Below are 21,947 nucleotides of genomic sequence, written 5' to 3' on the forward strand. Positions count from 1 at the left end.
ACGCACGGCTTACTCTCTGCTCCACACCCAACGACAGTGAGAAAGCACAATGAAAGCGATCATTGACGGTTTTTTGAAGTTCCAGCAGGAGGCGTTTCCCGAGCGCATCACGCTGTTTCGGGATCTCGCCACCCAGCAAAGCCCGAGGGCGCTGTTTATTTCCTGCTCCGACAGCAGGCTGGTGCCGGAGCTGGTCACTCAACGCGAACCCGGCGATCTGTTCGTGATCCGCAACGCTGGCAACATTGTGCCGTCGTATGGCCCCGAGCCGGGCGGTGTTACCGCCTCCGTGGATTACGCCGTTTCCGCCCTCAGGGTCGCAGACATTGTGATCTGCGGCCACTCCGACTGCGGCGCAATGACGGCAATTGCCACCTGTCAGTGTCTGGATCATATGCCCGCCGTGGCCAGCTGGCTGCGATACGCTGATTCAGCGAAGGTCGTGAATGAGTCGAGGCAGCATGCGGATCGGCCGACGAAAGTCGCGGCGATGGTGCGTGAAAATGTGATTGCGCAGCTTGCCAATATTCAGACGCACCCCTCTGTTCGCCTCGCGCTTGAAGAGGGCCGCGTCACGCTGCATGGCTGGGTATATGACATCGGCAGCGGACGCATTGACGCCTTCAACGGCCGGGAATTCGTCTCCCTCGCGGAGAACCCGGATGTTCATGCTGTTTCCCAACGTACCAGGCGTGTTGCCTGAAATACCTATCAACAGGAGATGAAATAATGATCCAGACTCAAGTTACCCAGAGCGCCCGCCAGGTGCTTACTGAAACCATCATTCTGGCGAAGGCGCGCAAAAACCTCTCCTATGCGGAGATCGTTGATGGCACTGGGCTTTCCGAAGCCTTCGTTGTTGCCGCGTTGCTCGGCCAGCACCCTCTTCCGCAGAGTGCCGCGCGCGTCGTGGGCGAGAAGCTCGATCTGAATGCTGATGAAATTGCGCTACTACAAACGGTGCCGGTTCGCGGAAGCTTTGGGGGCGAAGTGCCCGGCGATCCGACCCTCTACCGTTTCTATGAAATGATGTCGGTCTACGGGCCGACCCTGAAGGCGCTGGTTCATGAGAAATTCGGCGATGGTGTGATCAGTGCGATCAACTTCAAGCTGGATATCAAAAAAGTCGACGATCCGGATGGAGGCCATCGCGCCGTGATCACGCTGGATGGCAAGTACCTTCCCACCAAACCTTTCTGATCCTCCAGGCCTGCGGCTTCTGCCAGCCAAAAATGGACGGGCATCCTGCGAGGGATGCCCGAAGACTTACAGGCCCAGCGCGGATAATCCCGGATGATCGTCCGGACGACGTCCCAGCGGCCAGTGGAACTTACGCTCGCTCTCTTTAATCGGCATGTCATTGATACAGGCGTAGCGATGGTGCATCAGCCCATCTTCGCCAAACTCCCAGTTTTCATTGCCGTAAGAACGGAACCAGTTCCCGGAGTCATCGCGCCACTCATAGGCATAGCGGACAGCGATACGGTCACCGTCAAATGCCCACAGTTCCTTGATCAGTCGGTACTCCAGCTCTTTTTTCCACTTACGCTCAAGAAACGCTCTCGCCTCTTCACGATTATTGGCAAACTCCGCCCGGTTGCGCCATTTGGTATCCAGAGAGTAAGCAAGCGACACTTTTTCGGCGTCGCGGCTGTTCCAGCCATCTTCAGCAAGCCTGACTTTTTCAAGCGCTGACTCGCGGGTAAACGGTGGCAGTGGCGGACGGATAGGTGAATCGGACATGGTGGTGCCTCCAGCATAAGTGGACAGGTGAGTGTTTGATTTTTGGAACGTAGGTCCCGGCTACGGGATCTGCTTTAGTAATAGCTGAGCGACATCTTTTGCCTCATCGGCGGCGCGGTAATCGCCCATCACGCGCGACATGGTGATGGCGCCTTCAATCAGTATCAGTAACTGCCTCGCCAGCGGTAATGGCTGATCCGGTTTTAACTGCCCGGTAAGTTCAACCAGGTAGTCGAGCAGTTTCTGTTTGTGCAGCCTGGCGATTTGACGAACCGGATCGTCCGCATCCCCCACTTCGCCTGCGGTGTTGATAAACGCGCAGCCGCGATAGCCTTCCGACTCGAACCAGCTTTTAAGCACGGTAAAGATATTCAGGATGCGTTCACGCGGCGTCTCCGCTTTGTCGCACTCACGCCTGAACCACTCCATCCAGCGCACATCACGCGCATTCAGCGCCGCGGCAGCCACCTCATCTTTGTTGGTGAAATGGTGATAAATACTTTTTCGCGCCACGCCGGACGTCTTCACCAGAAGCTCCATACCGGTGGCATGAATACCGTTCTGATAGATAAGCTCTTCAGCGGTTGCGAGAATTTTCTCGCGTGTGTTGGGTATGTTTTTGTTCATGGGCTGATGGTAGAACGATCGTTCTACTTTGGTCAAGCGATAACGTATACGCTTTTTGCTGCTCGCGGGAAGAGATTAATAAAAGGCTTTTAAATCAATGGCAAAGAATCGGGTTGCCATAAATTATTCATGCACAGGGAAAGTACGGAGCGGATATTCACGCTCCGGCGGGATTTTTTGGAGACATAGAGAGAAGTCAGGGCTGCTTTGAGCGGGAAAGAGATATTCCGTGCTAATGACCCGTTCACTGAATAAAAACTCGGCTGAACCAGAGTCGCGTTAGTTAGGGCATAAACCCGTGGGCTTTTTTAATGGCCCGCACTCATCAAAGCCATACACCTTGTAGCCTTCACGTTTCATGCAGGCAATAACCCGATCAAATCTCTCAGACTGTTCATCGGACGTCTCATTCGGCATCAGAGTATTTAAACTCCAGTGTTTATCATCCAGGTTTTCGCTTCGATCAATACCACAGCTATAGAGCGCTTCTTTTCGTTCCCGGAAATTTGTCTGCCCCGTTGAATCCACTTTCTGAAAGAGCTGTATCCAGGGAACATAGGTGTAGTTAGACGAGTCCATATCTGCCACCACGCAGCCGGTTAAAGCAAAAATACCAGCCAGTAAAATAGACGTTTGAAAATGCATAATGCTCCTTTAATGACTCCATTGTGGTAATCATCTGCGTCCTCATAATCCTGAGGGTTTTAATCAACTTAGGTCGTCTTTGTAAAGTGAGCAATTAAACCAATCACTTTATAGCAAGAGGGCTGATATCTGTAACGAATGCTTTCGGCACGATGCGGACACGGTGACTGAGCTGAAGGTCAGCTTTGAGTGAGAGGCGAACATTCAATTCGTGACGAAAGGCTATGTTTGTGATCCCCAAAAAAAAAGCTTAAACACAGTGCTAAGTCATGCGGACCAAAAGGGTATCAGAGTTTTGGATCCAGCTTTGAAAACGTAGCCAAATCCTTGTGATCTAATCGAAAGTACTGTTTTTCTTCTATCAGGGATGCCCCAAGGGATAAGTAAAACTCAGCTGCTTTCGGATTGGTAGTTTCAGCAGTCCAGTCAAATCTTGTGCAGCCATGCTTAACTGCAAAAGCAGCTATAAATCGCATAAGTGATTTACCTACCCCCTGACCTCTTACTGCAGCTGATGTGAAGAGATCTTTCATATACGCCTGACCGGAGCATTTTGGCGCAGGGAACATCATGGTGAACGTGGCAAATCCAACAAGCGATCCGTTTTTCCATGCCCCCAGGACGGTCACGCCCGAGTAGACAGAGAAAACCCGGTGGGTCAGATAAGATAACATTTCGTCATAGCTGGCCCCCTCACTTCCAAAGTAATAAGTGTCCATTTCTACAAAAATTTTCGCCAGAGCAGGAATATCTGACGAATCACATATTTTAATTTTCATACTCTTCCACAAAATTTTGTAAGCCGCATCTCTATAGACTTAAACATACGAGATCAAAGCACGTACCTCAATTGAATGAGCTGATTTCTTCCGCTTCTGGCACAGTGTGGACAGAAATCAAGGTCATAGGGTCCGCTATGAGCGAGGAACGGAAGTTCGCCCTCAGCCATACCGCAGAGGATCTATAAAAGGGAATGGTCGGGATAAGCGGGAGATTTCCCCCTCAGGTATGGGGTCATACTGCGCGTGGCTCAGTGATTGGAAAAACAAAAAGTTAATCCAGTAGACCTCTAAGTTACCGAAGACAAAAACAGTAACATGGTTTATAAATCACTTACTATCGTTATCATCGAAAGGAATCCAATGAAAATTCTTGAGAAGAAAACCAAACATCATTATGTATGGGCTCATTACCTTCAGGATTGGACACTTGATGGAACCAACATTTACTACATCACAAAGAAATCTAACATTGCATCTGACAGTGTCAGAGGTCTGGGACTTGAAAAAGATTTCTACAAAATGGGTATATTGAAGGAAAGTGACAAAGAACTCATAGCTCTCTTCACAAACAAATGCAATGAGACTTTAAAAGAACTTCATTGGAATTTTGTAAATATGATATTCGAAGCACAGAAAATGGTCTCCTTATTATCACCTGCTCTTAATGCAAAACTTGCAATAAACTTACAAGATATTATACAGAGCAATGCTTTCGAAAATTATTTGTCCGAGCAAGAATCGAGCGCCATAAAAATTTTGAGTGAATTAAAAGCAGGAAACTTGTTACCCTTGGATGATAAAGGCACTTACTATGGGTTTTGTTATTTTTTAGGGCATCAATTTTCCAGGACACAGAAAATGAAGCAATTATTAATTCTGTCACTAGATAAGATTCCTGGCCAAACACACATCCGGGATCGTTTAAGGGATTTTTACAATAGAAACTGGTGGTTTATGTGTTCATTTATGGCAACAAACCTTTCTTATGACATGTCCTTGAACAGCTGCAGAAAAGTCATTCTACTTGAGAACAAATCCAGTATTGACTTCATTACATCTGATCAACCAGTAATAAATCTGAATCCAGAAGGAAGTGAAGGTGAATTTGTTGATTATTATTACCCATTATCACCCAGTAAAGCTCTATTAATAAATACCAGTGGGATGAAATATTTTTCGAGCAATCATCTAAGTTACGATGAAGTACACATGCTCAATACTAAAGTAGCCCGTTCATCTTGCAAAACCATATTTTCCAGAAACAAAGAAACCGTTAAGTTATATAAGAAGGAATTCAATCAACGATATTATTTAGCTTTTACTTTACAGACTAAAGGCTGAAGCAACTTTAACAGAAAGAATACTCGCTGTTGTTGATGGAGGGTGGTAGCTTTGACAACTCACTCCCTTCATCACCTGACTGACCTATTCACGGTAAGGTAACATATTGTGATGCAGCAATACTCACTTCTGGCGCTTATATAGCAGTTAGATATTACCTATTCATAAATTGTGACCAGTCTACCGATATCTGACTCGCCAATCTGGCAGGTAACTGTTATAAAAAGGGTTCAGGGGATGGTTACGTAAATTCCGCTTTGTAAGAAACATTATGTATAGTATCTTTTGGAGCAAGAAATGGACATTACAAACGATGATTTAAATTTTCTACGAGAAATGGGACTTAGTTCAGACTTAGTCGAGAAGAGTGGTTTATCTATAAATAATTTGAAATCAATCGCACAAGACTATAAAGACAATCAGCTTACTTTGCTGGACGAGGCTGAATATATCGCAAAAAAAATCCAACGCTGCAATGCTGGACATTCCGTTCGTTGGCGAATTAAAAACACCGCCCATCTATTAAATAAAATAATTAGAAAGCTGACGGAAGATAATCCATCTGAAAAATACAAAGAAATAAATTCCGGTAATTATAAAACGATAATTACTGATCTTATAGGTGTCAGAGCTATTTATCTCTTCAAAAGTGACTGGAAAGAAGTTCATGAGCATATTTTATCACGGTGGACAATAAAAAAAGACGAACCAGTAATGATTTACCACCGAGATGGTGACATTATGAAGATTTATGATGAGCATCCTGAATGTAAAAAAGAGATTCATAAACATAATTACCGTTCAATCCACTATGTTGTGCCAGCTACAAATATCCAGTCTGTTCAAGTTTATTGCGAAATACAAACAAGAACTATTTTTGAGGAGGGTTGGAGTGAGATAGATCATCAGGTAAGATACCCTGATTATTCTGATGACGAAAACTTGATGAGCTACTTGACAATATTTAATCGGTTGGCTGGAAGCGCTGATGAAATGGGTAGTTACGTTAATGATCTTGTAGAATTGATTAGAAAAAACAATGAGCTGGAAAGTGATAGATATTTGAAGGAGCAATATTTTTTTTCTGAGAAAGAAAGACTTGATTCTGAAATCCAAGAGTTATCCGCTAATAAAGACAACATCGATGAAATAAAGAGGGCGTATAAAGAACTCATAGATATACAGAGTAATGAGTTAATGAGTTTAAGGTCAGCATTAAAATCCCAGTCATACGAAGAGATAAGGTTAAATGGGCAAAAAAATCCTGTTTTAAAAGTTATCGCTCAGGATAGCAAAATAAACAAGAATGGTACCCATGAGGGAACCATCAAGATTCAAGTAATGAGACCTAACAATTTCGCATCATTTGCAGGTCACTTCAATCCTGCATTCCAAACAATACCTGAGGTAAGCGTAAATATCATCGAGACGACTGCAAAAAAGACAAAGCCAGAAGATTTAAAAATAAAAACAGGAGTGGGGAAAGTGAGCGATTTTAATGCTCACGTTTTTAACGAAAAACTGGGATATGTAGAGGAGGGTGAATACTTGTTTTCATTTGTGGCAAAAACAAAATAACCATTGCCCATCATATACATCCATCAATTTTGCATTGGTGGATGTATTTTCTCTTTAGGCTAAAGTGCTTAAACTTCCGCCCCTGGCACAGAACCGACCTTGTCCATCTCCTGCAAAACTAACAATAACCACCGAATCCGCGGCGATTAACCGTTTAGTAAAAAGCAGAAATACGAAGGGATATCTTTCACCTGGGAAGTGCGAAGCGAGCATCGACGAAAAGCATAAGCGATAGACGCAAGAGAGAAAAAAGCCGACCCCGCAGGGCCGGCTTTTATGTATGTCAGAGCTTAAAGCTGCCAACCACGTTTTCGAGCTGGACGGTCTGCTCTTCCATCGATTGCGCGGCGGCCGCCACCTCTTCCACCAGCGCCGCATTCTGCTGCGTGGCGCTATCGAGTTGGTTGATGGCGATATTGATCTGGGCAATCCCGCGACTCTGTTCATCGCTGGAAGAGCTGATTTCTGAGATCAGCACGCCCACGCCCTCTACTTTCTCCATCAGGCCGTCCATTGTTGCCCCGGCCAGACGAACCTGCCCGCTGCCCTGCTCAATGCTGCTCACCGACTCTTCAATCAGTTTTTTGATCTCCTGAGCCGAGCGGGCACTGCGCTGCGCCAGGGAACGAACTTCACCGGCCACCACAGCAAACCCACGGCCGTGCTCGCCCGCCCTGGCTGCCTCTACAGCGGCGTTAAGCGCCAGGATGTTGGTCTGGAAGGCGATGCCATCAATCACACTGATGATGTCCACCACTTTAGCGGAGGAGTCATTAATGCTGTTCATCGTGGAGACAACTTTGTTGACCACGCTGGCCCCCTGTTTTGCCGCCGCTGAAACCTCTTCCGCCAGCTTGTTCGCCTGCAACGCGTTCTCTGCGTTAAGGCGCACGGTGCTGGTCAACTCTTCCATCGACGCTGCCGTTTCCACAATCGATGCCGATTGATCTTCGGTGCGCGAAGAGAGGTTAAGGTTACCGCTGGCAATCTGGCGCGAAGCGGACGAGATCGCCAGCGTGCTGCTCCCGACCTGCTGCATCAGTTCATTAAGGAATGAAATAAACTTATTGAAGTTGTTAATAATGGCATTAAATTCCGGGCTCTTACTTTGCGCAAGACGCTGCGTTAAATCCGCGCCGCCGCTGGAGAGCGCTTCAATATTACGGTTGAGCAACGTCACATTGTGGAAAATATTGCGCACAATAATCATCATGATCACGACGATAAGAAGTCCAATAATCGCCTGTACGATGGTGAGCTTGGTCATAATGGCGTCAGAAATACTCACCAGCTGGCTGCTCGGAATATCAACCGCCATAAACCACGGGCTGCCGCTAATAGGCAGAACGAACAGCGAATGCGCGCCGTCTTCACCGTCATAACTTCCGCGCACTTCCGTTGTTTTACCCCGGCCTAACAGGCTCATTAACGGCGATGCCGCCGGAATACCGAGATCGCGGACATTTGAGAGCGCGGGCTTATCCTGTACGGAAGATCCATTGCCGACGATTTTGCCGTCCGCTTCAACAATCAGCACGCTGCCATTGACCGCTTTGCCCATGTCGACAGCCAGTTGGTTAAAGAAGCCCAGCGTCACGTCAATAGTCGCCACGCCCCAGACTTTGCCATCTTTCCAGATCGCCATGGCACAGTTAGTGCGGGGCTGTGGGCTGGCCGCATCCTGGTAGGCTTTCGCCCATGCACACTCGCCTTTTGGCGCATTCATACCGTCTTTATACCAGGGTTGCTCCCAGTATTTAGCCGATTCCGGCTGGTTCCATACGGTGTTGACTTGCAGATTGCCGCCGCTGTCGCGGGCATAGAAAGTACTGAATTTGTCCCGCGCCGGATCGCGCTGACCAGGCAGAGGCCAAATCCCACCGCCGAATACGTTGAGATCCCCATACTGGTTAACCAGATGCGGTAATAATGCGTCGATTTGCTCGCTTTGCAGACCGACAACCAGTTCAGTAATTGAGCGCTGCTGAGCCTTAACCCGGTTCATCTGCTCTTTAATGGCATTACTTTGTAATTCAACCGTCGCCTGAATATTTTTGGTTTCGGTTTCAATAATCTGCGGAGAAACGAATAGCTTGATAACAATATAGGTAACGATCAATAAGATAACGAAAAAGCTTATAAGTAACAGGCCTATTCGGCCCTGGGTATTTTTCCATGTCATATTAGCGGCACTCATTGGGGTTGTTATTCGATCTAATATCGACATTCCGTTGAAATGCTTTAACTCACCCGGCGCCACTATTTCATTTCGAAGCACATTTAATCGGACAAACTTTTTTTTGAGGAAAAAATGTTATGTCGATCACATTTTATAAATGCGCTTTAAGAGTTTAGCCGCGAACCAGAAGCCGCACCTGCTTACTGCGATAACTCACATAATGTTGAAACTCGAAGCCGAAACGCTCGGCTAAATAGTTTGAGCGTTGGTTTTCTTCAGCAATGATGCAGCAGACAGGCGAAGCGAAGGTCTCATCTGCCCACAGTAAAATTGCTGCCAGCGCTTCAGAGGCATAGCCTTTACCACGGACTTCCGGAATCAGTGTCCATCCCGCTTCCGGGTATGCCAGCTTCGGCGTGGTATCGCGATGCGCATCCTGAAAGCCAAACGCACCGGCATACTGGTTCGTTGCTTTTTCAAACACCGCCCAGTAGCCATACCCTAACGCCTGCCAGTGCCCGATATAACGTAATAAACGAGCCCAGACCATCTCTGCCGTCGGGATCTCGCCACCGCTTATTTTTGCCATTTCCGGGGTCGACCAGCACGCCTGGAGCGCCGGAAAATCATCGAGGGTAAACTGCTTTAAAATCAGGCGTTCTGTTTCAATGTAAGGTGCTTGCTGGTGTGCCACGGTTACCCCTTATGCGGGTTTTATGATGTGGCTACGTTATCACCAAAAACGAAACACCCACAATGAATTAACATATCAGCAACAACAACCTCTGCTGATCTCCAGCCGACTGCATCAGTACGCAGGATGTCCGGATCTTTCAGCCATCTCCGGCAGCGTGCTCTCCCCCTGCCCGAGGGTGCGTTGCATCATGACGGTATCGAGCCAACGCCCATGTTTAAATCCCACCGATCTGAGTGTGCCGGTAAGCATAAATCCCGCCCCGTGATGCAGGGCAAGTGAGGCGGCGTTTTCGCTATTACCCACCACGGCGACGAGCTGGCGAAAACCGCTCGCTTCGGCCCATGCCAGCGCACGCGAGAGCAGTTTTTTGCCGATGCCCCGCCCCTGACAGTCGGCATCGATATAGACCGAATCTTCGAGGGTAAACCGGTAGGCATGCCTTTCGCGGTAGCGCGCCAGATAGCAGTAACCGCGCACGTGGCCATCCACAATAGCAACAAACCAGGGCAGCCCTGCGGCCTGCAACCTCTTCAGGCGGAATGCCATTTCAGCTTCGTCGGGCGGTTGGGTTTCAAACGTGGCGCAGCCGTGTAATACGTGGTATGCATAAATTTGTTGTATAGCCGGGATATGTCGTTCTTCTGCCTGAATAATTTCCATCAGTACGGCTCCTTATTGCGTCTGAGAAAGAGACTATCCGCTGGCGATCATTTCAGACAGGCCACCGGGCTTATCAGCAGCATAAGGAAAACTTTGACATGACAAACCTTAACCTCGACCATCTGGCCACCTTCAGACTGGTCATCAGCCGGGGCAGTTTCTCCAAAGCAGCGGAGGAGCTTGGCCTGTCGCAGCCCGCTGTCAGCCTGCAAATAAGACAGCTGGAGCAGATGCTGCAGGTGCGGCTTATTGAGCGAACCGGCCGGGGAATCAAACCCACGGCGGCTGGCATAACGCTTTGTGAGCACAGCCATAAAATAGCGGCAGCGGTAACCACTGCGGTGGAAGCAGTCTCGCTACATTCAGATGAGATCACTGGCACCGTCACCGTTGGCACAGGCGCAACGGCCTGCATCCATCTTTTGCCGCCGATATTGCAGCAGCTACGCCAGACGCATCCGCTGCTGAAAGTGAATGTGCGCACCGGCAACACCTCAGAGATTGTCCGCGGCGTCGAGGAGAACCGGATCGATATCGGCTTGGTCACACTGCCAGCTGCAGGCAAAAGCGTGAGCGTTAATCCACTCTACAGGGATGAGTTTGTGGTCATCATGGAGGAGGATTTATCCGCGCGATCGATGAAAGCGCTTTCTCCTGACGAGCTCTTATCGCTGCCGCTGATTATTTTTGAATCAGGAAGCGGAACGCGCGCGCTGATTAACGAATGGTTCCGGCACGCAGGCCAGCTTGCCAGCCCGGTGATGGAGCTTGGCAGTATCGAAGCGATCAAACGAATGGTGCGATCCGGGCTGGGTTACAGCATCGTTCCCCGCATCGCCGTGGCAGCCCCTGAAGAGTGTGAAGGACTCAGCGTATACCCGCTGACACCCCCGCTTCAGCGGACGCTCGGCACCGTTATGCGTGAAGACAGGATCGTCAACAGGGGAATGAACGAAGTGCTGAAAAAGCTCAACGAAACCCTGCTTAACGAGGAGAGCAGATAAATATCAGGCTGATTGATGCGGCCCTTGCACGCTTGCTGGCATACGGCAGAGATGGTGAGGGGATGTTACGAGGAAACTATCACTGGCGAACGCACGGCGTTGAAGATAAAACAGCCCTCGTACTGATGTTTAGCCGTCACGGATTCACGCTCAAAGGCATGGTGCCATGCGGTGCAGGTAGCCGGTATTTCTGCCGCGGTAAGCAGAGTACAGGCAGCATCACCGCACAGAGACTCTGCGGAGTGTGGGTCGGTAATGTGAAAACGAAAGGGGGATAAATCATTGTGTAAGGCGCTGCCACTGCGGGCAAGCTGAGCCACAGAGTGACTTTGCCCGGGAAAAACCTCTTCGAAATATTCTCGTACAGATTTCAGCTTTAATGCTGCTCCCTCCCGGCTCCCGGCTCGTTTTATATGCAGGTTATGCAGCATGATCAGCATCCGCTGCCGGGGGTAGGCTGAGGTTAAGGCGATTAACTTTTCAGCCATGGTTGCGTCACGCCAGGCAAAAAGCGTGCCCGCTGATTTGGCGCTGGAATAGTCATCTGTTTCCCGGTGCCGGATTGCGTGCCACTGCTGGGTGAAATCGGTTAAAGGTCTGCGAGGAATGGGGTCGATGCCCAGACAGGGAATATCCCTTGAGATAGCCCATGCCAGTAAGCTTACGGTTTCCTGAGTGCGTAATATTTTGGGGAAATTCTTCAGTCTGCCCAAGGCAGATTCGTTGTGTTGATGAGAAAACAGCATCCCTGTACTGTCAGCCTCAAATATCAACACCGCGGCGTGGTCAAAATAGCACGCCGCGATCTCCTCTCTTAACTGCATAAATTCCGCTACACCATGGATGGACTCGCCCAAAAAGATAAACTGTTTGTCGCGAAAAAGCCGTTGCTCGTTAAGTGCATAATCCGTGGTTCTGATCATCAGAATGCGTCTCCTTCCGGGATATTCACGCTCTAACCTTAACGTTATGAGGCGGCGGTGTCGTCCGCCATGCTCGCCTGGGACGCAAATGCCGTTTAAGGCGCGATAGCGACGCTGGCGGATAGCCCGGCCACTAACACTACGCCCTCAGGGATCTTGTCTAACTGGATACGCACAGGTACCCGCTGCGCAAGCCGCACCCAGTTAAAGGTCGGGTTAACCTCCGGCAGCCCCAGCCCGCCGGTTTCGTCATTGCTGTCGCCGATCCCACGCCCGATACTCTCCACGTGTCCGCTAATCATCGCGTCATACCCCATCAGCGAAACCTGCGCACGGTTGCCAACCTGGATATGTCGCAGCCGGGTCTCTTCAAAATAACCGACCACCCAGAAACTGTGCGCATCAACAATGGCGACTTTTGTCTCCCCCGCCGTGGCATAGTCGCCAGGGCGGAGCCGCAGATGCGTGACATAACCTGCCACCGGCGAGCGAACGGTGGCATGGGATAAATTCAGTTGCGCCAGCTCCAGCGCAGCCAGCGCGCCCTGATAATTAGCCACCGCGACACTTGCCGCGCTGCGTGTCTGCTGGATATCCTCGCCGGAAATGACCTCTTTGATTTGTGCACGTCGGCGCGCCGCATCCTGGCGCATCAGCATCTCATGACGTTTTGCCTCAACGTCGGCCTGCGCGCTGAGCACACTCAGCTTCAGCCAGTGCGGATCGATAACATAGAGAGTATCGCCCCGGTTAACCCACTGATTATCACGCACCATCACACTGCTTACCGGCCCGGAGACATCCGGCGCAATCTGCACCACATCTGCACGCACCCGCCCGTCGCGCGTCCACGGCGTCTGTGCGTAATGTTTCCAGAGGATAAACGCCACAAGCGTTGCCACCGCGACAGCACTCAGCGTCACCACATAGCGTCCCAGTAAAGAGAGTAAAGATTTCATACGAGTAACCCCAGGGTGGTCAGGCCCTGCAACAGCAGGAAAAAGGTAACGATATAGCTTGAGAGATCGAGCAACGGGCGAAACGGCAAACGGCGGTAAAGCCTGCTGTAGCAAAGTAGCGGCACGAGCAGCAACGTGCAGACCAGCGCGATAAGCGCCGTTACCAGCAATCCGGGGATAAAAACGCCCCCGATATTAATGTCATTAATCATTGGCGGACTCCTCGTCCTGCGCGCGTAACGCGCAGTGCAGATCAACCAGCTTGTCGACAAACTGGCGCGATGGCTCATCAGTTGCACGCAAGCAGCGGCCTGCGATCGCGACGATGCGCTCACGCAAGGCTTCGGTTTCAGTTGTGCGGGTTAGGCGATACAGCACTTCGTTGATCTCACATCTCACAGGCGAATCGCCGCGGCGCAGGTGGCGGACAGAAAGACCGATGCGCAGAAAGTGCAACAGATGATCGAGCGCCCGTGCTGATGACGCCCCGCTGCGCGACAGGCGCGGGATCAGCAGCGCGGCCCGATCAATCATCAGGTTGATCCAGTGCGCCTCATCGCTGGTCACCACCCCGCTCACGCTGCGGCGAATATCGCGCTGGCAGAGCTTCAGCAAACGACTTATCGCGGCGTCTGCCTGCACGGTTTGCAGCAGGCTCATGCTGATAAATGCAAAGCCGGTCGCTATAAAGAGCGCGATTGCGGTATTCGCCGCGACGGCGAAGTCACCGCTGTAGTGCGCCCCCAGTTCGCATAACACCGGCAGCGTCAGCGTGATGCCCATTGCCATAAAGGTGGTGGGTGGCCGCGCCTGCAGTGACCCGGCCAGCAGATAGACCGGCGCAAACACCGCAACCAGTACGGCGAAATCGCTGATTTGGGGAAGCAGGAGAAAGCTATAGATCAGGCTTATCAATACGCCCCAGATGGAGCCGATAATATATTTCACAAGATGGGGTGCTGGCGCGTCGAAGCTGCCAAACAGCGTGCAGCACACTCCAAGGATAGAGACCGCCGTACCGCCCTCTGGCCAGGCTGAGTAAATCCATACCAGACAGCCGCTCAGGATGATGACAAAGGCGCCCAGCGCCGTGCGGGCGGCCGTAAGCGGATCGCGATGAAAAACATACCCTTTCAGTGCGTAGTTTTCTGTCGGCGCAGGCACTGGCCTGGCGTGATGGATGGCGGTAGAAAGATGCTCACACTCGTGTATGAGGGTTATAGACTCCGTGATATAGCGGATCATATTCACCACCAGCGCCTCCTCAAATGTCTTTATCTGCGCCGCGCGCCGCTGCGCCAACCGGGCGCTGCGTTTTCGTAGCGCCTCTGCCGTGCTTTTACGTTGCCCGGCAGCGTCGCAGATAAGCCAGGCCTGAACGTCATCCAGAAGCAACTGAATATCGGCTGGCATATCGGCAATCATCTGCACGCGATCGCGTAATTCACCGTTAACGATGACCAGCCGCGCCAGCCTGTCGTGCAGGGCTTTCCTTGCCTGGCGCACCGGCACCGAAAGGGCAAAATCATAGGGAATATGGTGGCTGATGCCCTGTAGAAATTGCAGGTCCAGCGCCAGATGCAGCGGCCCTGACTGCGCATCGGGCTTGCCTGACAAGGTGTCGGCGATACGCTGGCGCGCCGAGTGCAGGGTCTGCGCTAATGTGGTGTTGAACAGCCCTGAGATCCGGCGCGGAAAAACGTATCGGTGGATCAGCGCGGCGCAAAGAATGCCGATGGTGATCTCCTGCACCCGAATGATGGCGATGTTAAACACCGAGCCAGGATCGGAGACGGCGGGGAAACCAATCAGGCTTGCGGTGTAGCCGGCCAGCACAAAGGCATAGGCGCGGGGCGTGCGTTCCAGCAGGGATAAACAGAGGCAGAAGGTGATCCAGCCGGTCAGCATCACGCTACATAAAATGGGCATGTTCACACATGTCGGCACAATCAACACCGTCGCCCCTGCCCCCACGACGGTGCCTGCCAGACGATAGAGGCTGCGGCTTAGGGACGCGCCCACCGAGGTTTGCGAAACAATATAGACGGTGATGATTGCCCAGGAGGGTCGCTCAAGCCCGATCGACAGGGCAACGTACCAGGCCAGCATCGCGGCGGCAAAGCTCCTGACGGAGTAGAGCATGGCGTGGGCATCGTTCAGCAGCGTCGATGCAAGCCTGCGGCCCGACATGCGGCTTATCAGGTTCACGGGAACTATGTGACGAAAGGTTATTTTGCTCATACCGGGCATTATTTCCGGTTTGCGCAGGTCACTAAATACCCTATTCTGTCAAAAAATACCTAAATGTTGCCAAAGTGATGACACCCCGACTTGCTCATACTCTGTTTGATCCGGACAGCACCTCCGGCCCGGCGGTTGCACGCCATATTGATTTCGTGGATTACGCAGCAGAAGTGCCGGTTCATACGCACCGCAAGGGGCAACTGATCATTGCGTTGTACGGCGCGGTAATTTGCCGGGCGGAAAATGATCTCTGGATCGTGCCGCCAGATTGCGCGATGTGGATCCCCGGCGGGATCGCGCATAGCGCCAAAGCGACCTGGAATGCGCATCTCAACTATCTGTTTATTGAACCGGGCGCCGCCGCGCTGCCGGAGAGATGCTGCACGCTGGCGATTTCACCGCTGATTAAAGCGCTGGTGGAGCGCTTAACTCATGAAGAGGTGGATTGCGCCGCACAGAGCCATGCCGGCAGGCTGACCCGCGTGACGCTCGATGAGCTCGCCACCATGCCGCAGCAGAAACTGAGCCTGCCGGTGTCATCGCATCCAAAAATCCGCGCCATGGCCGATGCGCTGGTCAGCCATCCGGAAGATCGGAGCACCTTTAAAAGCTGGGCGAAGCGGCTGGCGCTCAGCGAGCGCTCTTTAGCCCGCTTGATGCTACGCGAAACCGGCCTGACCTTCGGACGGTGGCGCCAGCAGCTGCATCTGATCATTGCCTTGCGGGAGCTGGCAAGTGGAGTCTCGGTACAAAACGTGGCGGCCAATCTGGGCTATGAGTCGGTTAATGCCTTTATCACCATGTTCAAGAAAACCATGGGCAGCACGCCAGCACACTATTTTGCCGCAAAGAGAACGGCAGATCCCGCACCGTGATGTGCAGCGAGGTTGCTGACATTCGCCTTGGGCATAACGCTGCCAGCAAAAACCTGCCGCATAAGCGATTAATTGCAGGTAAGAAGTAAACCCGCCTCTGCCAGTGACCTTTGGCAACCCTCTCTAAAAGAGAGAGGAAGCAACACTTGCCAGCCAAAATTTACTGCACCGCCCAACGTCATTAATAAAACAGGCAGTGTGAATCCGCGATAATAGTTACTGTAATGACTTTTTAAACGGTTCTTGTTCACAACAGAATTCTGCACCTGTTTTTACCCGCCATTTCACTCTACCACCTGCACATATCGCAACCGAAACAGATAGTTGACCGCGAAATGGACGCCGAATTTTTCAGTTCAGTTGCCTTTTTCTTTTATCTTACTAAAGCAAAAAAACTTGACATAAACGACGATACGCATAAATTTGAGCAACCGCTCTAATTTTGCAAAAGGTTCTGGCGTGACCTGCAAATATTTACCTGGCGGGAAGATGACATTTATATGACAGGGGAATCATTCGTATGTTTCTTTTAAAACAGGCAACAAAATCCGCAACAATACGTAGGTTAACCTTATTAGCTTTGTTCTTTTTAACCCCTTCTTACGGCACTGCCGCGGCTGGAGTCCAGGATCATAAGACTTATCACATCGCCCTTTATCGCGGTCAGGCCGGATGCGCTGGCTGTTCCGAAATGGTCTACAAATCGTTGATGAAAACAGGGTTGCCGCTGGATATTACCTATGTAGGCGAAGCTGAAAAGCTCAAAGTGAATGAACAAACCTTGAGAAGTTTTGATATCTACGTTCAGCCTGGAGGAGGACAGGATATCCCGGGTTCTTATGAGGCACTCAGCGATGAAGGTGCCGAAGCTGTGCGTAATTTTGTAAAAAGTGGCAAAGGATTTATTGGTCTTTGCATGGGCGCTTACCTCGCAGACAAAGATTGGATTGGGTTGATCGATACTTCACTGGAGTCAGAAGTAGGCAGGCCGAGATCGCGCGCCTACGATCAGGGTGATTACACGCTGCAGATAGACTGGAATAATAAACATGAGCCTTTTTACTATCAGGATGGGCCCTATATGAATAATGGCAATCCGGCTGACGGTTTCAAAGCAATTGCCTATTATGAGAACGGTGATATCGCAATGGCACGCTATAAATACGGTAAAGGTACCGTGCTGCTTTCTGGCCCACATCCTGAGGCTGATGAAACCTGGATTGATTCCACAATGCCAGGTAACACGACTGCGGAGAGTAAAATGGCGCGTATTTTGTCTTATTTTGACATAAAAAAGTGATGACTCCCGCAAGGCATTTTGTCACCTCACCGGGAGCTTACTTTAAGTATCTCAAAAGAAAGCTCAGAAAGTTCGCTGATATAAACAGTGCGCTTTTCAGCAGTAAACTCAAGGATCAGCATACTGGAGTAACCATCTATTAATGCATTTATTTTCCGGGCAGAGGCTGAGGCGTCCTGGGTGAGGAACGCTTTTTCTTTAATGCCGAGATTAATAATTTCCTCGAGGATGCTTCTCCACCTGAGATATTGATTGTGAACTAATTGAGCATAATTATTATCGCGGGCGGCCATTGGCCAGAGTTCAAGATAGAGCAACCAGTGTGCGGAAGGTGCGTCAGGCAGCAGATATCGAATATAGTGGAGAACGTTCTCAGTTGCGCTTAAGACTTCAGAAGCCTGTAAAAAGCTATGGTATTCATTAATATCTTTATCCAGCATGTACTGGATAGCATCTATTTTGAGACTTTCCCAATCACGATAATAGTGATAGATGTGGCTTCGTGAAATATTGAGTTTTTGCGTTAAATCACGGGTTGAAACCTTATTCAACCCGTTTTCTTTGAACAGTTGCAGAGCTGTCATTTTTATCAGCTCAGAGAAATTAGGGGTTTTCAATAGGGTTTTCCCTTCAGGCGACACGGTCTACTCGAGTGTCGGTAAGTTTACCCCCCCGGTTACAACGTTACAACCTGAGCAAATGCTCCCCTTTCTTAGTGTGAAGAGCAGGGGCTTATGCCTGCTAAAAGTTGCTCCCTTCAACCAAAACAAAGGTGCCGGTCGCCGCACCTGCGCGGAGTGTTTTTGCCGCCTGATACTCAGGGCTCTCATAGAAGCGTTTAGCCTCGTCAAAAGAAGCGAACTCAAAAATGACATGCCGTTGATGCGACTCGCCCTCAAGGTTTTCATACTGCCCGGACCAGGCAATGATCTTTGGCGCGAAGGGCTGCATGGCCTCCCCCGCTGCCCGGGCATATTCGGCATACGCGTCGGGGTCTTTGACGGTCACATGACCAATTAAATAACCTTTGTTCATTTCTGTTTACTCCTCATTTGCCTTCAGAAAACGTGATGCGAAATAGACGCTGTGAAAGTACTCTATTGAGTTTTAATACCTGCATAAACGGCGCCAGAAAATACGCACTGTTACCCTGAGGATGAACAATGAAGAACCTTGAGCCGCTGGTTATTTTTGCTCGTGTGGCAGAACTGAAGAGCTTTACCCAGGCAGCGGAAAGCCTGGGGATCCAGAAAGGACGGGCGTCAATGGTGGTGCGTGAGCTGGAACATGAACTGGGCGCTACGCTCCTTCACCGTACAACACGGACGGTACAACTGACGGAAGACGGGCGGGCTTTTTATGCCCGTGCGCGGGATCTACTTGCGGAAGCCGACGATCTGCGCTCAATGTTCACTGCATCCGGCATGCCGCTGAAGGGAAAGTTGCGCGTCGATATGCCTGCGATCCTGGCGCAGAGCGTGGTGATCCCTGCCCTGCCCCAGTTGCTGGAAGCATACCCTGAACTGGCGATAGAGCTTTCAAGCAGCGATCGCCGCGTCGATCTGGTGCAGGAGGGGTTTGACTGCGTGGTGCGGCTGGGGCCCATTGTCGACGAAACGCTTATTGCCCGGCCGCTGGGCCATTTGCGCATGATAAATGCCGCCAGCCCGGCCTATCTCAATCGCTTTGGGGTACCAGAGACGTTAGAGGATCTTCTCAAGCAGAGGCACAGGATGGTGCATTACCTCCGGAGTTTTGGAGCGAAACCTGACGGCTGGGAGTACCCCTCAGGCGACGGCTATAAGTCGCTGATGCTGCCTGGTGCGATCACGGTCAACAGCGTTCCGGCTTATCATGATGCGGGTCTTGCAGGTCTGGGACTGATTCAGGGTGGCTACCCTTCACTGTTAACGCATATCCAGCGCGGCGCGCTAATAGAGATCCTGCCAGACCTACGTCCTGAACCAATCACCGCCTCTTTTGTTGTCGCGCACCGGCGCAATTTATCGCCGCGTGTAAGAGCGTTTATGAACTGGACGGAGGAAGTTTTAAGACCTTATTTTGAGTGATGATGCTTTTCGCGAATTTAATCCGGGCGCGGAGCTATTCAAATAGCAGAGCGTGCACGGACTATGAGGTTAAAAACCACGGTGCCGGGGATGGGCAGGAATGAAAACGTCCCCTTCTGGCAGCGTAGGTTTCCCGAACAATACAGCGTCATGTGCCGCTGCTTTATCTGTTACTCAGGAAAGATTTAAAGCTATCAATAAAAGCCCGCACCCTGACAGGAAGATGTCGCCGGTTAGGGTAGATAGCATGAATAGCGACTTCTTCACCTCGTGTGTCGGGCAGCACCTGGGCCAGGCACCCTTCCTGAATATCCTTCTCAACCATAAATGAGGGGAGAAATCCGATACCCAGCCCGGCTATAGCTGCTGTACGAATGGCATCCCCGCTGTCAAACCTGACGTGATTGTGGCCGTTCACTGTTACCTGTCCCTGCGCTTTATCAACGAGAGTCCATGCGGTGGAAGCCGCGCCCAGACCATAAACGAGTCGACGGTGGTTTTTAATCTCAGCAAGTGATTCAGGCATGCCTGCCTGGCGGAGATACTCTGGTGAAGCCCAAAGTTGTGGGCTTGTTCTGTCGATCACCTGGGTGATGTATTGATAACTGGTACTTCCGTTGCCTACGCGTATTGCAAGATCGAACCCCTCTTCTACGAGATCGACAATCCGATCGCTGAAGCTGATTTCAATACTTATATCTGGCGAGGCCCGCAAAAACTCATTGATAAAGGGCAGAACGATCATTTTGCCGTAGCCTTCTGACACGGTCATTCTGAGGGTGCCTTTCGGCAACGGCAGGTTCTGACGAATATTAGCTTCAGCTTCGTCTAAATCTTCCAGTATCTGGCTGCATCGATGATAAAATTCGTGCCCCTCTGTCGTAAGCGATAAACGGCGGGTTGTACGCTGAAAAAGCCGGATCTCAAGGTAAGCCTCTAAACGCGCAATGGCTTTCCCTGCGGCTGAACGCGTCAGCCCCATTGCCTTACCGCCAGCAACGAAACTGCCCGCCTCTGCCACAGCAACAAAGATACGTAATGCGTTAATTTCCAGAGCTGAGCCAGCACTCTCTGGCGACGCGATTTTTCTGCCCGTCATTGGGGAACCTTTTTCGCCAATCATTTAAATATACTCGGATTGTAGAATTTCAATCAGTGAGGATTCAATAATGTTGTCGAAAAACGCTCAAAAAAATCTGAATGGATGGATCAGTGCAGCTGGTCCGGTTGTCGAGAAGGTTTACGGTACGTCAGAAGCCAGTTGGCCTGAAGTTCGCGCCCGCTATATGCAGGGGCTCGAAAAAATCTTCCCTGCGATCGAAGGGGTCACCTACAAGACAAGCGTGTTGGGCAATATGCCCGCGATGATCAGTGAGAGGCATGAACATATTGGCAGCAGAGTGGTGCTTTATATTCATGGCGGCGGCTATGTCCATGGCGGGGTCGAAGCATACCGCGGCCTTACTGGACGTATCGCTAAGGCACTAAAAGCCAGGGTGTACACACCAGATTATCGGCAGGCGCCTGAATTCCCTTTCCCTACGCCAATAGATGATGTTTTTTCAGCTTATCGTGCCCTTCTCGATAGCGGCGTCCAGCCTGAAAATCTCGTGCTAACAGGCGATTCAGCCGGTGGCGCGATGGTGGTGACGATCATGCGCAAGGCCCGTGACGCGGGTATTCCGCTTCCGGCCGCAGGCGTGGCTATCTCGCCCTGGGCTAATCTTACCCATAGCGGTTTATCTGCGACGACCCGTGACGGGATTGATCCCCTTTGTAACGTCGACTTTCTTAACAGGCTGGCAAGATGCTTTCTGGCGAGAGAGCTTGCCACCCATCCTGATGCCTCCCCGGTTTATGCGAATGTCCAGGGGCTTGCACCCATCCTCATCCAGATAGGTGAGAATGAGGTCATGCTGAGCGATGCTATCAAGCTGGCTGCAAATTTAGGCGAAGCGCGCGTACGAACAACGCTCGAAGTGTGGCCAGGGATGTTTCATGTATGGCATCTTCTGGCCGGTACTCTGCCGGAAGCCGACCAGGCGTTAAATAACGCGATTCATTTTCTGGAACAGGCTTTAACAAAAGAACAGGAATCAGCGAAATAACATTTGTGAAGAAAGCCACTCTTTATTAGTAAATAACCACAACGCCATAACCTGGATTATTAATCCCTCGTTCTACAGGCAGAACTTCATTTTTATAGCGCGTCAGGGAAAATTAAAATGGTGAAATCCTGTGTATATAAGACACAGGATTTCTTCCTGATTTTGCATCTGATAGAGCTCTGCACTGCCCTGCTTGCGCCACACCACCAGCGC

23 protein-coding genes are annotated in these 21,947 nt (G+C 50.7%); 9 read left to right on the plus strand and 14 right to left on the minus strand.

The genetic code is table 11. From position 1 onward, the window contains the following. The first annotated feature begins 49 nt into the window (after window positions 1-49). Both IAE48_RS01500 and cynS read left to right on the plus strand, forming a co-directional pair. Window positions 50-703, plus strand: a complete 654-nt coding sequence (locus IAE48_RS01500; RefSeq protein ID WP_200133230.1) for a carbonic anhydrase — start codon at window positions 50-52, stop codon at window positions 701-703. A 26-nt stretch (window positions 704-729) separates the two neighbouring features. Continuing rightward, entirely contained in the window at window positions 730-1,200 is a 471-nt protein-coding gene (cynS, locus tag IAE48_RS01505; protein WP_076769715.1) for a cyanase, read from the plus strand. Window positions 1,201-1,266: 66 nt separating this feature from the next. Here cynS and IAE48_RS01510 read toward each other — a convergent pair whose 3' ends face one another. The 4 genes from IAE48_RS01510 to IAE48_RS01525 form a co-directional block, all read right to left on the minus strand. After that, entirely contained in the window at window positions 1,267-1,743 is a 477-nt protein-coding gene (locus IAE48_RS01510; protein ID WP_042712975.1) for a nuclear transport factor 2 family protein, read from the minus strand. 60 nt (window positions 1,744-1,803) lie between these two features. Then, window positions 1,804-2,370, minus strand: coding sequence for a TetR/AcrR family transcriptional regulator (locus tag IAE48_RS01515; protein WP_200133231.1), 567 nt, complete (start codon window positions 2,368-2,370; stop codon window positions 1,804-1,806). A 279-nt stretch (window positions 2,371-2,649) separates the two neighbouring features. Next, on the minus strand, window positions 2,650-3,015 hold the full coding sequence (locus IAE48_RS01520) for a hypothetical protein (RefSeq protein WP_200133232.1): 366 nt from the start codon (window positions 3,013-3,015) through the stop codon (window positions 2,650-2,652). Window positions 3,016-3,302: 287 nt separating this feature from the next. Then, window positions 3,303-3,794, minus strand: coding sequence for a GNAT family N-acetyltransferase (locus IAE48_RS01525; protein ID WP_200133233.1), 492 nt, complete (start codon window positions 3,792-3,794; stop codon window positions 3,303-3,305). Between the two features lie 363 nt (window positions 3,795-4,157). Between IAE48_RS01525 and IAE48_RS01530 the strand changes: the two genes are divergently transcribed. After that, the gene (locus IAE48_RS01530; protein ID WP_200133234.1) at window positions 4,158-5,138 is read left to right on the plus strand and encodes a DUF4238 domain-containing protein; all 981 of its coding nucleotides are present in this window, start codon (window positions 4,158-4,160) and stop codon (window positions 5,136-5,138) included. Between the two features lie 297 nt (window positions 5,139-5,435). Further along, window positions 5,436-6,716 carry a RelA/SpoT domain-containing protein gene (locus IAE48_RS01535; RefSeq protein WP_200133235.1) on the plus strand — a complete coding sequence of 427 codons (1,281 nt, stop codon included), beginning with the start codon at window positions 5,436-5,438 and terminating at the stop codon, window positions 6,714-6,716. A 283-nt stretch (window positions 6,717-6,999) separates the two neighbouring features. Here IAE48_RS01535 and IAE48_RS01540 read toward each other — a convergent pair whose 3' ends face one another. From IAE48_RS01540 to IAE48_RS01550, 3 genes are all read right to left on the minus strand, one after another. After that, window positions 7,000-8,898 (minus strand): methyl-accepting chemotaxis protein, encoded by a 1,899-nt coding sequence (locus tag IAE48_RS01540; RefSeq protein WP_200133236.1) that lies wholly within the window; start codon window positions 8,896-8,898, stop codon window positions 7,000-7,002. Window positions 8,899-9,067: 169 nt separating this feature from the next. Continuing rightward, the gene (locus IAE48_RS01545; RefSeq protein ID WP_200133237.1) at window positions 9,068-9,589 is read right to left on the minus strand and encodes a GNAT family N-acetyltransferase; all 522 of its coding nucleotides are present in this window, start codon (window positions 9,587-9,589) and stop codon (window positions 9,068-9,070) included. Window positions 9,590-9,703: 114 nt separating this feature from the next. Continuing rightward, on the minus strand, window positions 9,704-10,252 hold the full coding sequence (locus IAE48_RS01550) for a GNAT family N-acetyltransferase (RefSeq protein ID WP_200133238.1): 549 nt from the start codon (window positions 10,250-10,252) through the stop codon (window positions 9,704-9,706). A gap of 98 nt (window positions 10,253-10,350) precedes the next feature. On the opposite strand from IAE48_RS01550, the gene IAE48_RS01555 reads away from it, so the two are divergent. After that, window positions 10,351-11,256: a LysR family transcriptional regulator gene (locus tag IAE48_RS01555; protein WP_200133239.1), complete on the plus strand. Its 906-nt coding sequence runs from the start codon at window positions 10,351-10,353 to the stop codon at window positions 11,254-11,256. A gap of 65 nt (window positions 11,257-11,321) precedes the next feature. Here IAE48_RS01555 and IAE48_RS01560 read toward each other — a convergent pair whose 3' ends face one another. The 4 genes from IAE48_RS01560 to IAE48_RS01575 all read right to left on the minus strand — a co-directional run bounded on the left by IAE48_RS01560 (window position 11,322) and on the right by IAE48_RS01575 (window position 15,328). Beyond that, window positions 11,322-12,179 carry an erythromycin esterase family protein gene (locus tag IAE48_RS01560; RefSeq protein WP_200133240.1) on the minus strand — a complete coding sequence of 286 codons (858 nt, stop codon included), beginning with the start codon at window positions 12,177-12,179 and terminating at the stop codon, window positions 11,322-11,324. A 95-nt stretch (window positions 12,180-12,274) separates the two neighbouring features. Further along, the gene (locus IAE48_RS01565; protein WP_200133241.1) at window positions 12,275-13,138 is read right to left on the minus strand and encodes an HlyD family secretion protein; all 864 of its coding nucleotides are present in this window, start codon (window positions 13,136-13,138) and stop codon (window positions 12,275-12,277) included. Continuing rightward, window positions 13,135-13,350 carry a DUF1656 domain-containing protein gene (locus tag IAE48_RS01570; RefSeq protein WP_042712952.1) on the minus strand — a complete coding sequence of 72 codons (216 nt, stop codon included), beginning with the start codon at window positions 13,348-13,350 and terminating at the stop codon, window positions 13,135-13,137. Before IAE48_RS01570 ends, IAE48_RS01565 begins: the two co-directional genes overlap by 4 nt. After that, window positions 13,343-15,328 carry an FUSC family protein gene (locus IAE48_RS01575; protein ID WP_233631361.1) on the minus strand — a complete coding sequence of 662 codons (1,986 nt, stop codon included), beginning with the start codon at window positions 15,326-15,328 and terminating at the stop codon, window positions 13,343-13,345. Before IAE48_RS01575 ends, IAE48_RS01570 begins: the two co-directional genes overlap by 8 nt. Window positions 15,329-15,456: 128 nt before the next feature. Between IAE48_RS01575 and IAE48_RS01580 the strand changes: the two genes are divergently transcribed. Next, complete coding sequence (locus IAE48_RS01580) at window positions 15,457-16,257, plus strand: helix-turn-helix domain-containing protein (protein WP_200133292.1); 801 nt, start codon at window positions 15,457-15,459, stop codon at window positions 16,255-16,257. 520 nt (window positions 16,258-16,777) lie between these two features. Then, a complete protein-coding gene (locus IAE48_RS01585; RefSeq protein WP_200133243.1) occupies window positions 16,778-17,557 on the plus strand; it encodes a BPL-N domain-containing protein in 780 nt (259 codons plus the stop codon). 26 nt (window positions 17,558-17,583) lie between these two features. Here the strand turns inward: IAE48_RS01585 and IAE48_RS01590 are convergent, their stop codons facing one another. Both IAE48_RS01590 and IAE48_RS01595 read right to left on the minus strand, forming a co-directional pair. Continuing rightward, the gene (locus IAE48_RS01590) at window positions 17,584-18,174 is read right to left on the minus strand and encodes a TetR/AcrR family transcriptional regulator (RefSeq protein WP_200133244.1); all 591 of its coding nucleotides are present in this window, start codon (window positions 18,172-18,174) and stop codon (window positions 17,584-17,586) included. A gap of 124 nt (window positions 18,175-18,298) precedes the next feature. Then, window positions 18,299-18,592, minus strand: a complete 294-nt coding sequence (locus IAE48_RS01595) for a DUF1330 domain-containing protein (RefSeq protein WP_200133245.1) — start codon at window positions 18,590-18,592, stop codon at window positions 18,299-18,301. 128 nt (window positions 18,593-18,720) lie between these two features. Between IAE48_RS01595 and IAE48_RS01600 the strand changes: the two genes are divergently transcribed. After that, window positions 18,721-19,626, plus strand: coding sequence for a LysR family transcriptional regulator (locus IAE48_RS01600; protein WP_200133246.1), 906 nt, complete (start codon window positions 18,721-18,723; stop codon window positions 19,624-19,626). A gap of 163 nt (window positions 19,627-19,789) precedes the next feature. On the opposite strand, the gene IAE48_RS01605 is transcribed toward IAE48_RS01600, so the two are convergent. Beyond that, window positions 19,790-20,725: a LysR family transcriptional regulator gene (locus IAE48_RS01605; RefSeq protein WP_200133293.1), complete on the minus strand. Its 936-nt coding sequence runs from the start codon at window positions 20,723-20,725 to the stop codon at window positions 19,790-19,792. Window positions 20,726-20,795: 70 nt separating this feature from the next. Here IAE48_RS01605 and IAE48_RS01610 point away from each other — a divergent pair, with 70 nt between their 5' ends. Then, window positions 20,796-21,734: an alpha/beta hydrolase gene (locus tag IAE48_RS01610; RefSeq protein ID WP_200133247.1), complete on the plus strand. Its 939-nt coding sequence runs from the start codon at window positions 20,796-20,798 to the stop codon at window positions 21,732-21,734. Window positions 21,735-21,947 lie beyond the last annotated feature (213 nt).

Origin of the sequence: Kosakonia sp. S57 (assembly GCF_016516575.1) — a bacterium.
Lineage (GTDB): Bacteria > Pseudomonadota > Gammaproteobacteria > Enterobacterales > Enterobacteriaceae > Kosakonia > Kosakonia cowanii.

Excerpts from the sequence above, each read along its gene's own strand:
- IAE48_RS01520 (WP_200133232.1), bottom strand. The coding sequence starts at position 3,015 with ATGCATTTTCAAACGTCTATTTTACTGGCTGGTATTTTTGCTTTAACC.
- IAE48_RS01510 (WP_042712975.1), bottom strand. The coding sequence starts at position 1,743 with ATGTCCGATTCACCTATCCGTCCGCCACTGCCACCGTTTACCCGCGAG.
- IAE48_RS01585 (WP_200133243.1), top strand. The coding sequence starts at position 16,778 with ATGTTTCTTTTAAAACAGGCAACAAAATCCGCAACAATACGTAGGTTA.
- IAE48_RS01610 (WP_200133247.1), top strand. The coding sequence starts at position 20,796 with ATGTTGTCGAAAAACGCTCAAAAAAATCTGAATGGATGGATCAGTGCA.
- IAE48_RS01560 (WP_200133240.1), bottom strand. The coding sequence starts at position 12,179 with ATGATCAGAACCACGGATTATGCACTTAACGAGCAACGGCTTTTTCGC.
- IAE48_RS01580 (WP_200133292.1), top strand. The coding sequence starts at position 15,457 with ATGACACCCCGACTTGCTCATACTCTGTTTGATCCGGACAGCACCTCC.
- IAE48_RS01530 (WP_200133234.1), top strand. The coding sequence starts at position 4,158 with ATGAAAATTCTTGAGAAGAAAACCAAACATCATTATGTATGGGCTCAT.
- IAE48_RS01555 (WP_200133239.1), top strand. The coding sequence starts at position 10,351 with ATGACAAACCTTAACCTCGACCATCTGGCCACCTTCAGACTGGTCATC.
- IAE48_RS01570 (WP_042712952.1), bottom strand. The coding sequence starts at position 13,350 with ATGATTAATGACATTAATATCGGGGGCGTTTTTATCCCCGGATTGCTG.
- IAE48_RS01500 (WP_200133230.1), top strand. The coding sequence starts at position 50 with ATGAAAGCGATCATTGACGGTTTTTTGAAGTTCCAGCAGGAGGCGTTT.
- IAE48_RS01575 (WP_233631361.1), bottom strand. The coding sequence starts at position 15,328 with ATGTCGGGCCGCAGGCTTGCATCGACGCTGCTGAACGATGCCCACGCC.
- IAE48_RS01595 (WP_200133245.1), bottom strand. The coding sequence starts at position 18,592 with ATGAACAAAGGTTATTTAATTGGTCATGTGACCGTCAAAGACCCCGAC.
- IAE48_RS01535 (WP_200133235.1), top strand. The coding sequence starts at position 5,436 with ATGGACATTACAAACGATGATTTAAATTTTCTACGAGAAATGGGACTT.
- IAE48_RS01515 (WP_200133231.1), bottom strand. The coding sequence starts at position 2,370 with ATGAACAAAAACATACCCAACACACGCGAGAAAATTCTCGCAACCGCT.
- cynS (WP_076769715.1), top strand. The coding sequence starts at position 730 with ATGATCCAGACTCAAGTTACCCAGAGCGCCCGCCAGGTGCTTACTGAA.
- IAE48_RS01605 (WP_200133293.1), bottom strand. The coding sequence starts at position 20,725 with ATGACGGGCAGAAAAATCGCGTCGCCAGAGAGTGCTGGCTCAGCTCTG.
- IAE48_RS01525 (WP_200133233.1), bottom strand. The coding sequence starts at position 3,794 with ATGAAAATTAAAATATGTGATTCGTCAGATATTCCTGCTCTGGCGAAA.
- IAE48_RS01565 (WP_200133241.1), bottom strand. The coding sequence starts at position 13,138 with ATGAAATCTTTACTCTCTTTACTGGGACGCTATGTGGTGACGCTGAGT.
- IAE48_RS01540 (WP_200133236.1), bottom strand. The coding sequence starts at position 8,898 with ATGACATGGAAAAATACCCAGGGCCGAATAGGCCTGTTACTTATAAGC.
- IAE48_RS01600 (WP_200133246.1), top strand. The coding sequence starts at position 18,721 with ATGAAGAACCTTGAGCCGCTGGTTATTTTTGCTCGTGTGGCAGAACTG.
- IAE48_RS01550 (WP_200133238.1), bottom strand. The coding sequence starts at position 10,252 with ATGGAAATTATTCAGGCAGAAGAACGACATATCCCGGCTATACAACAA.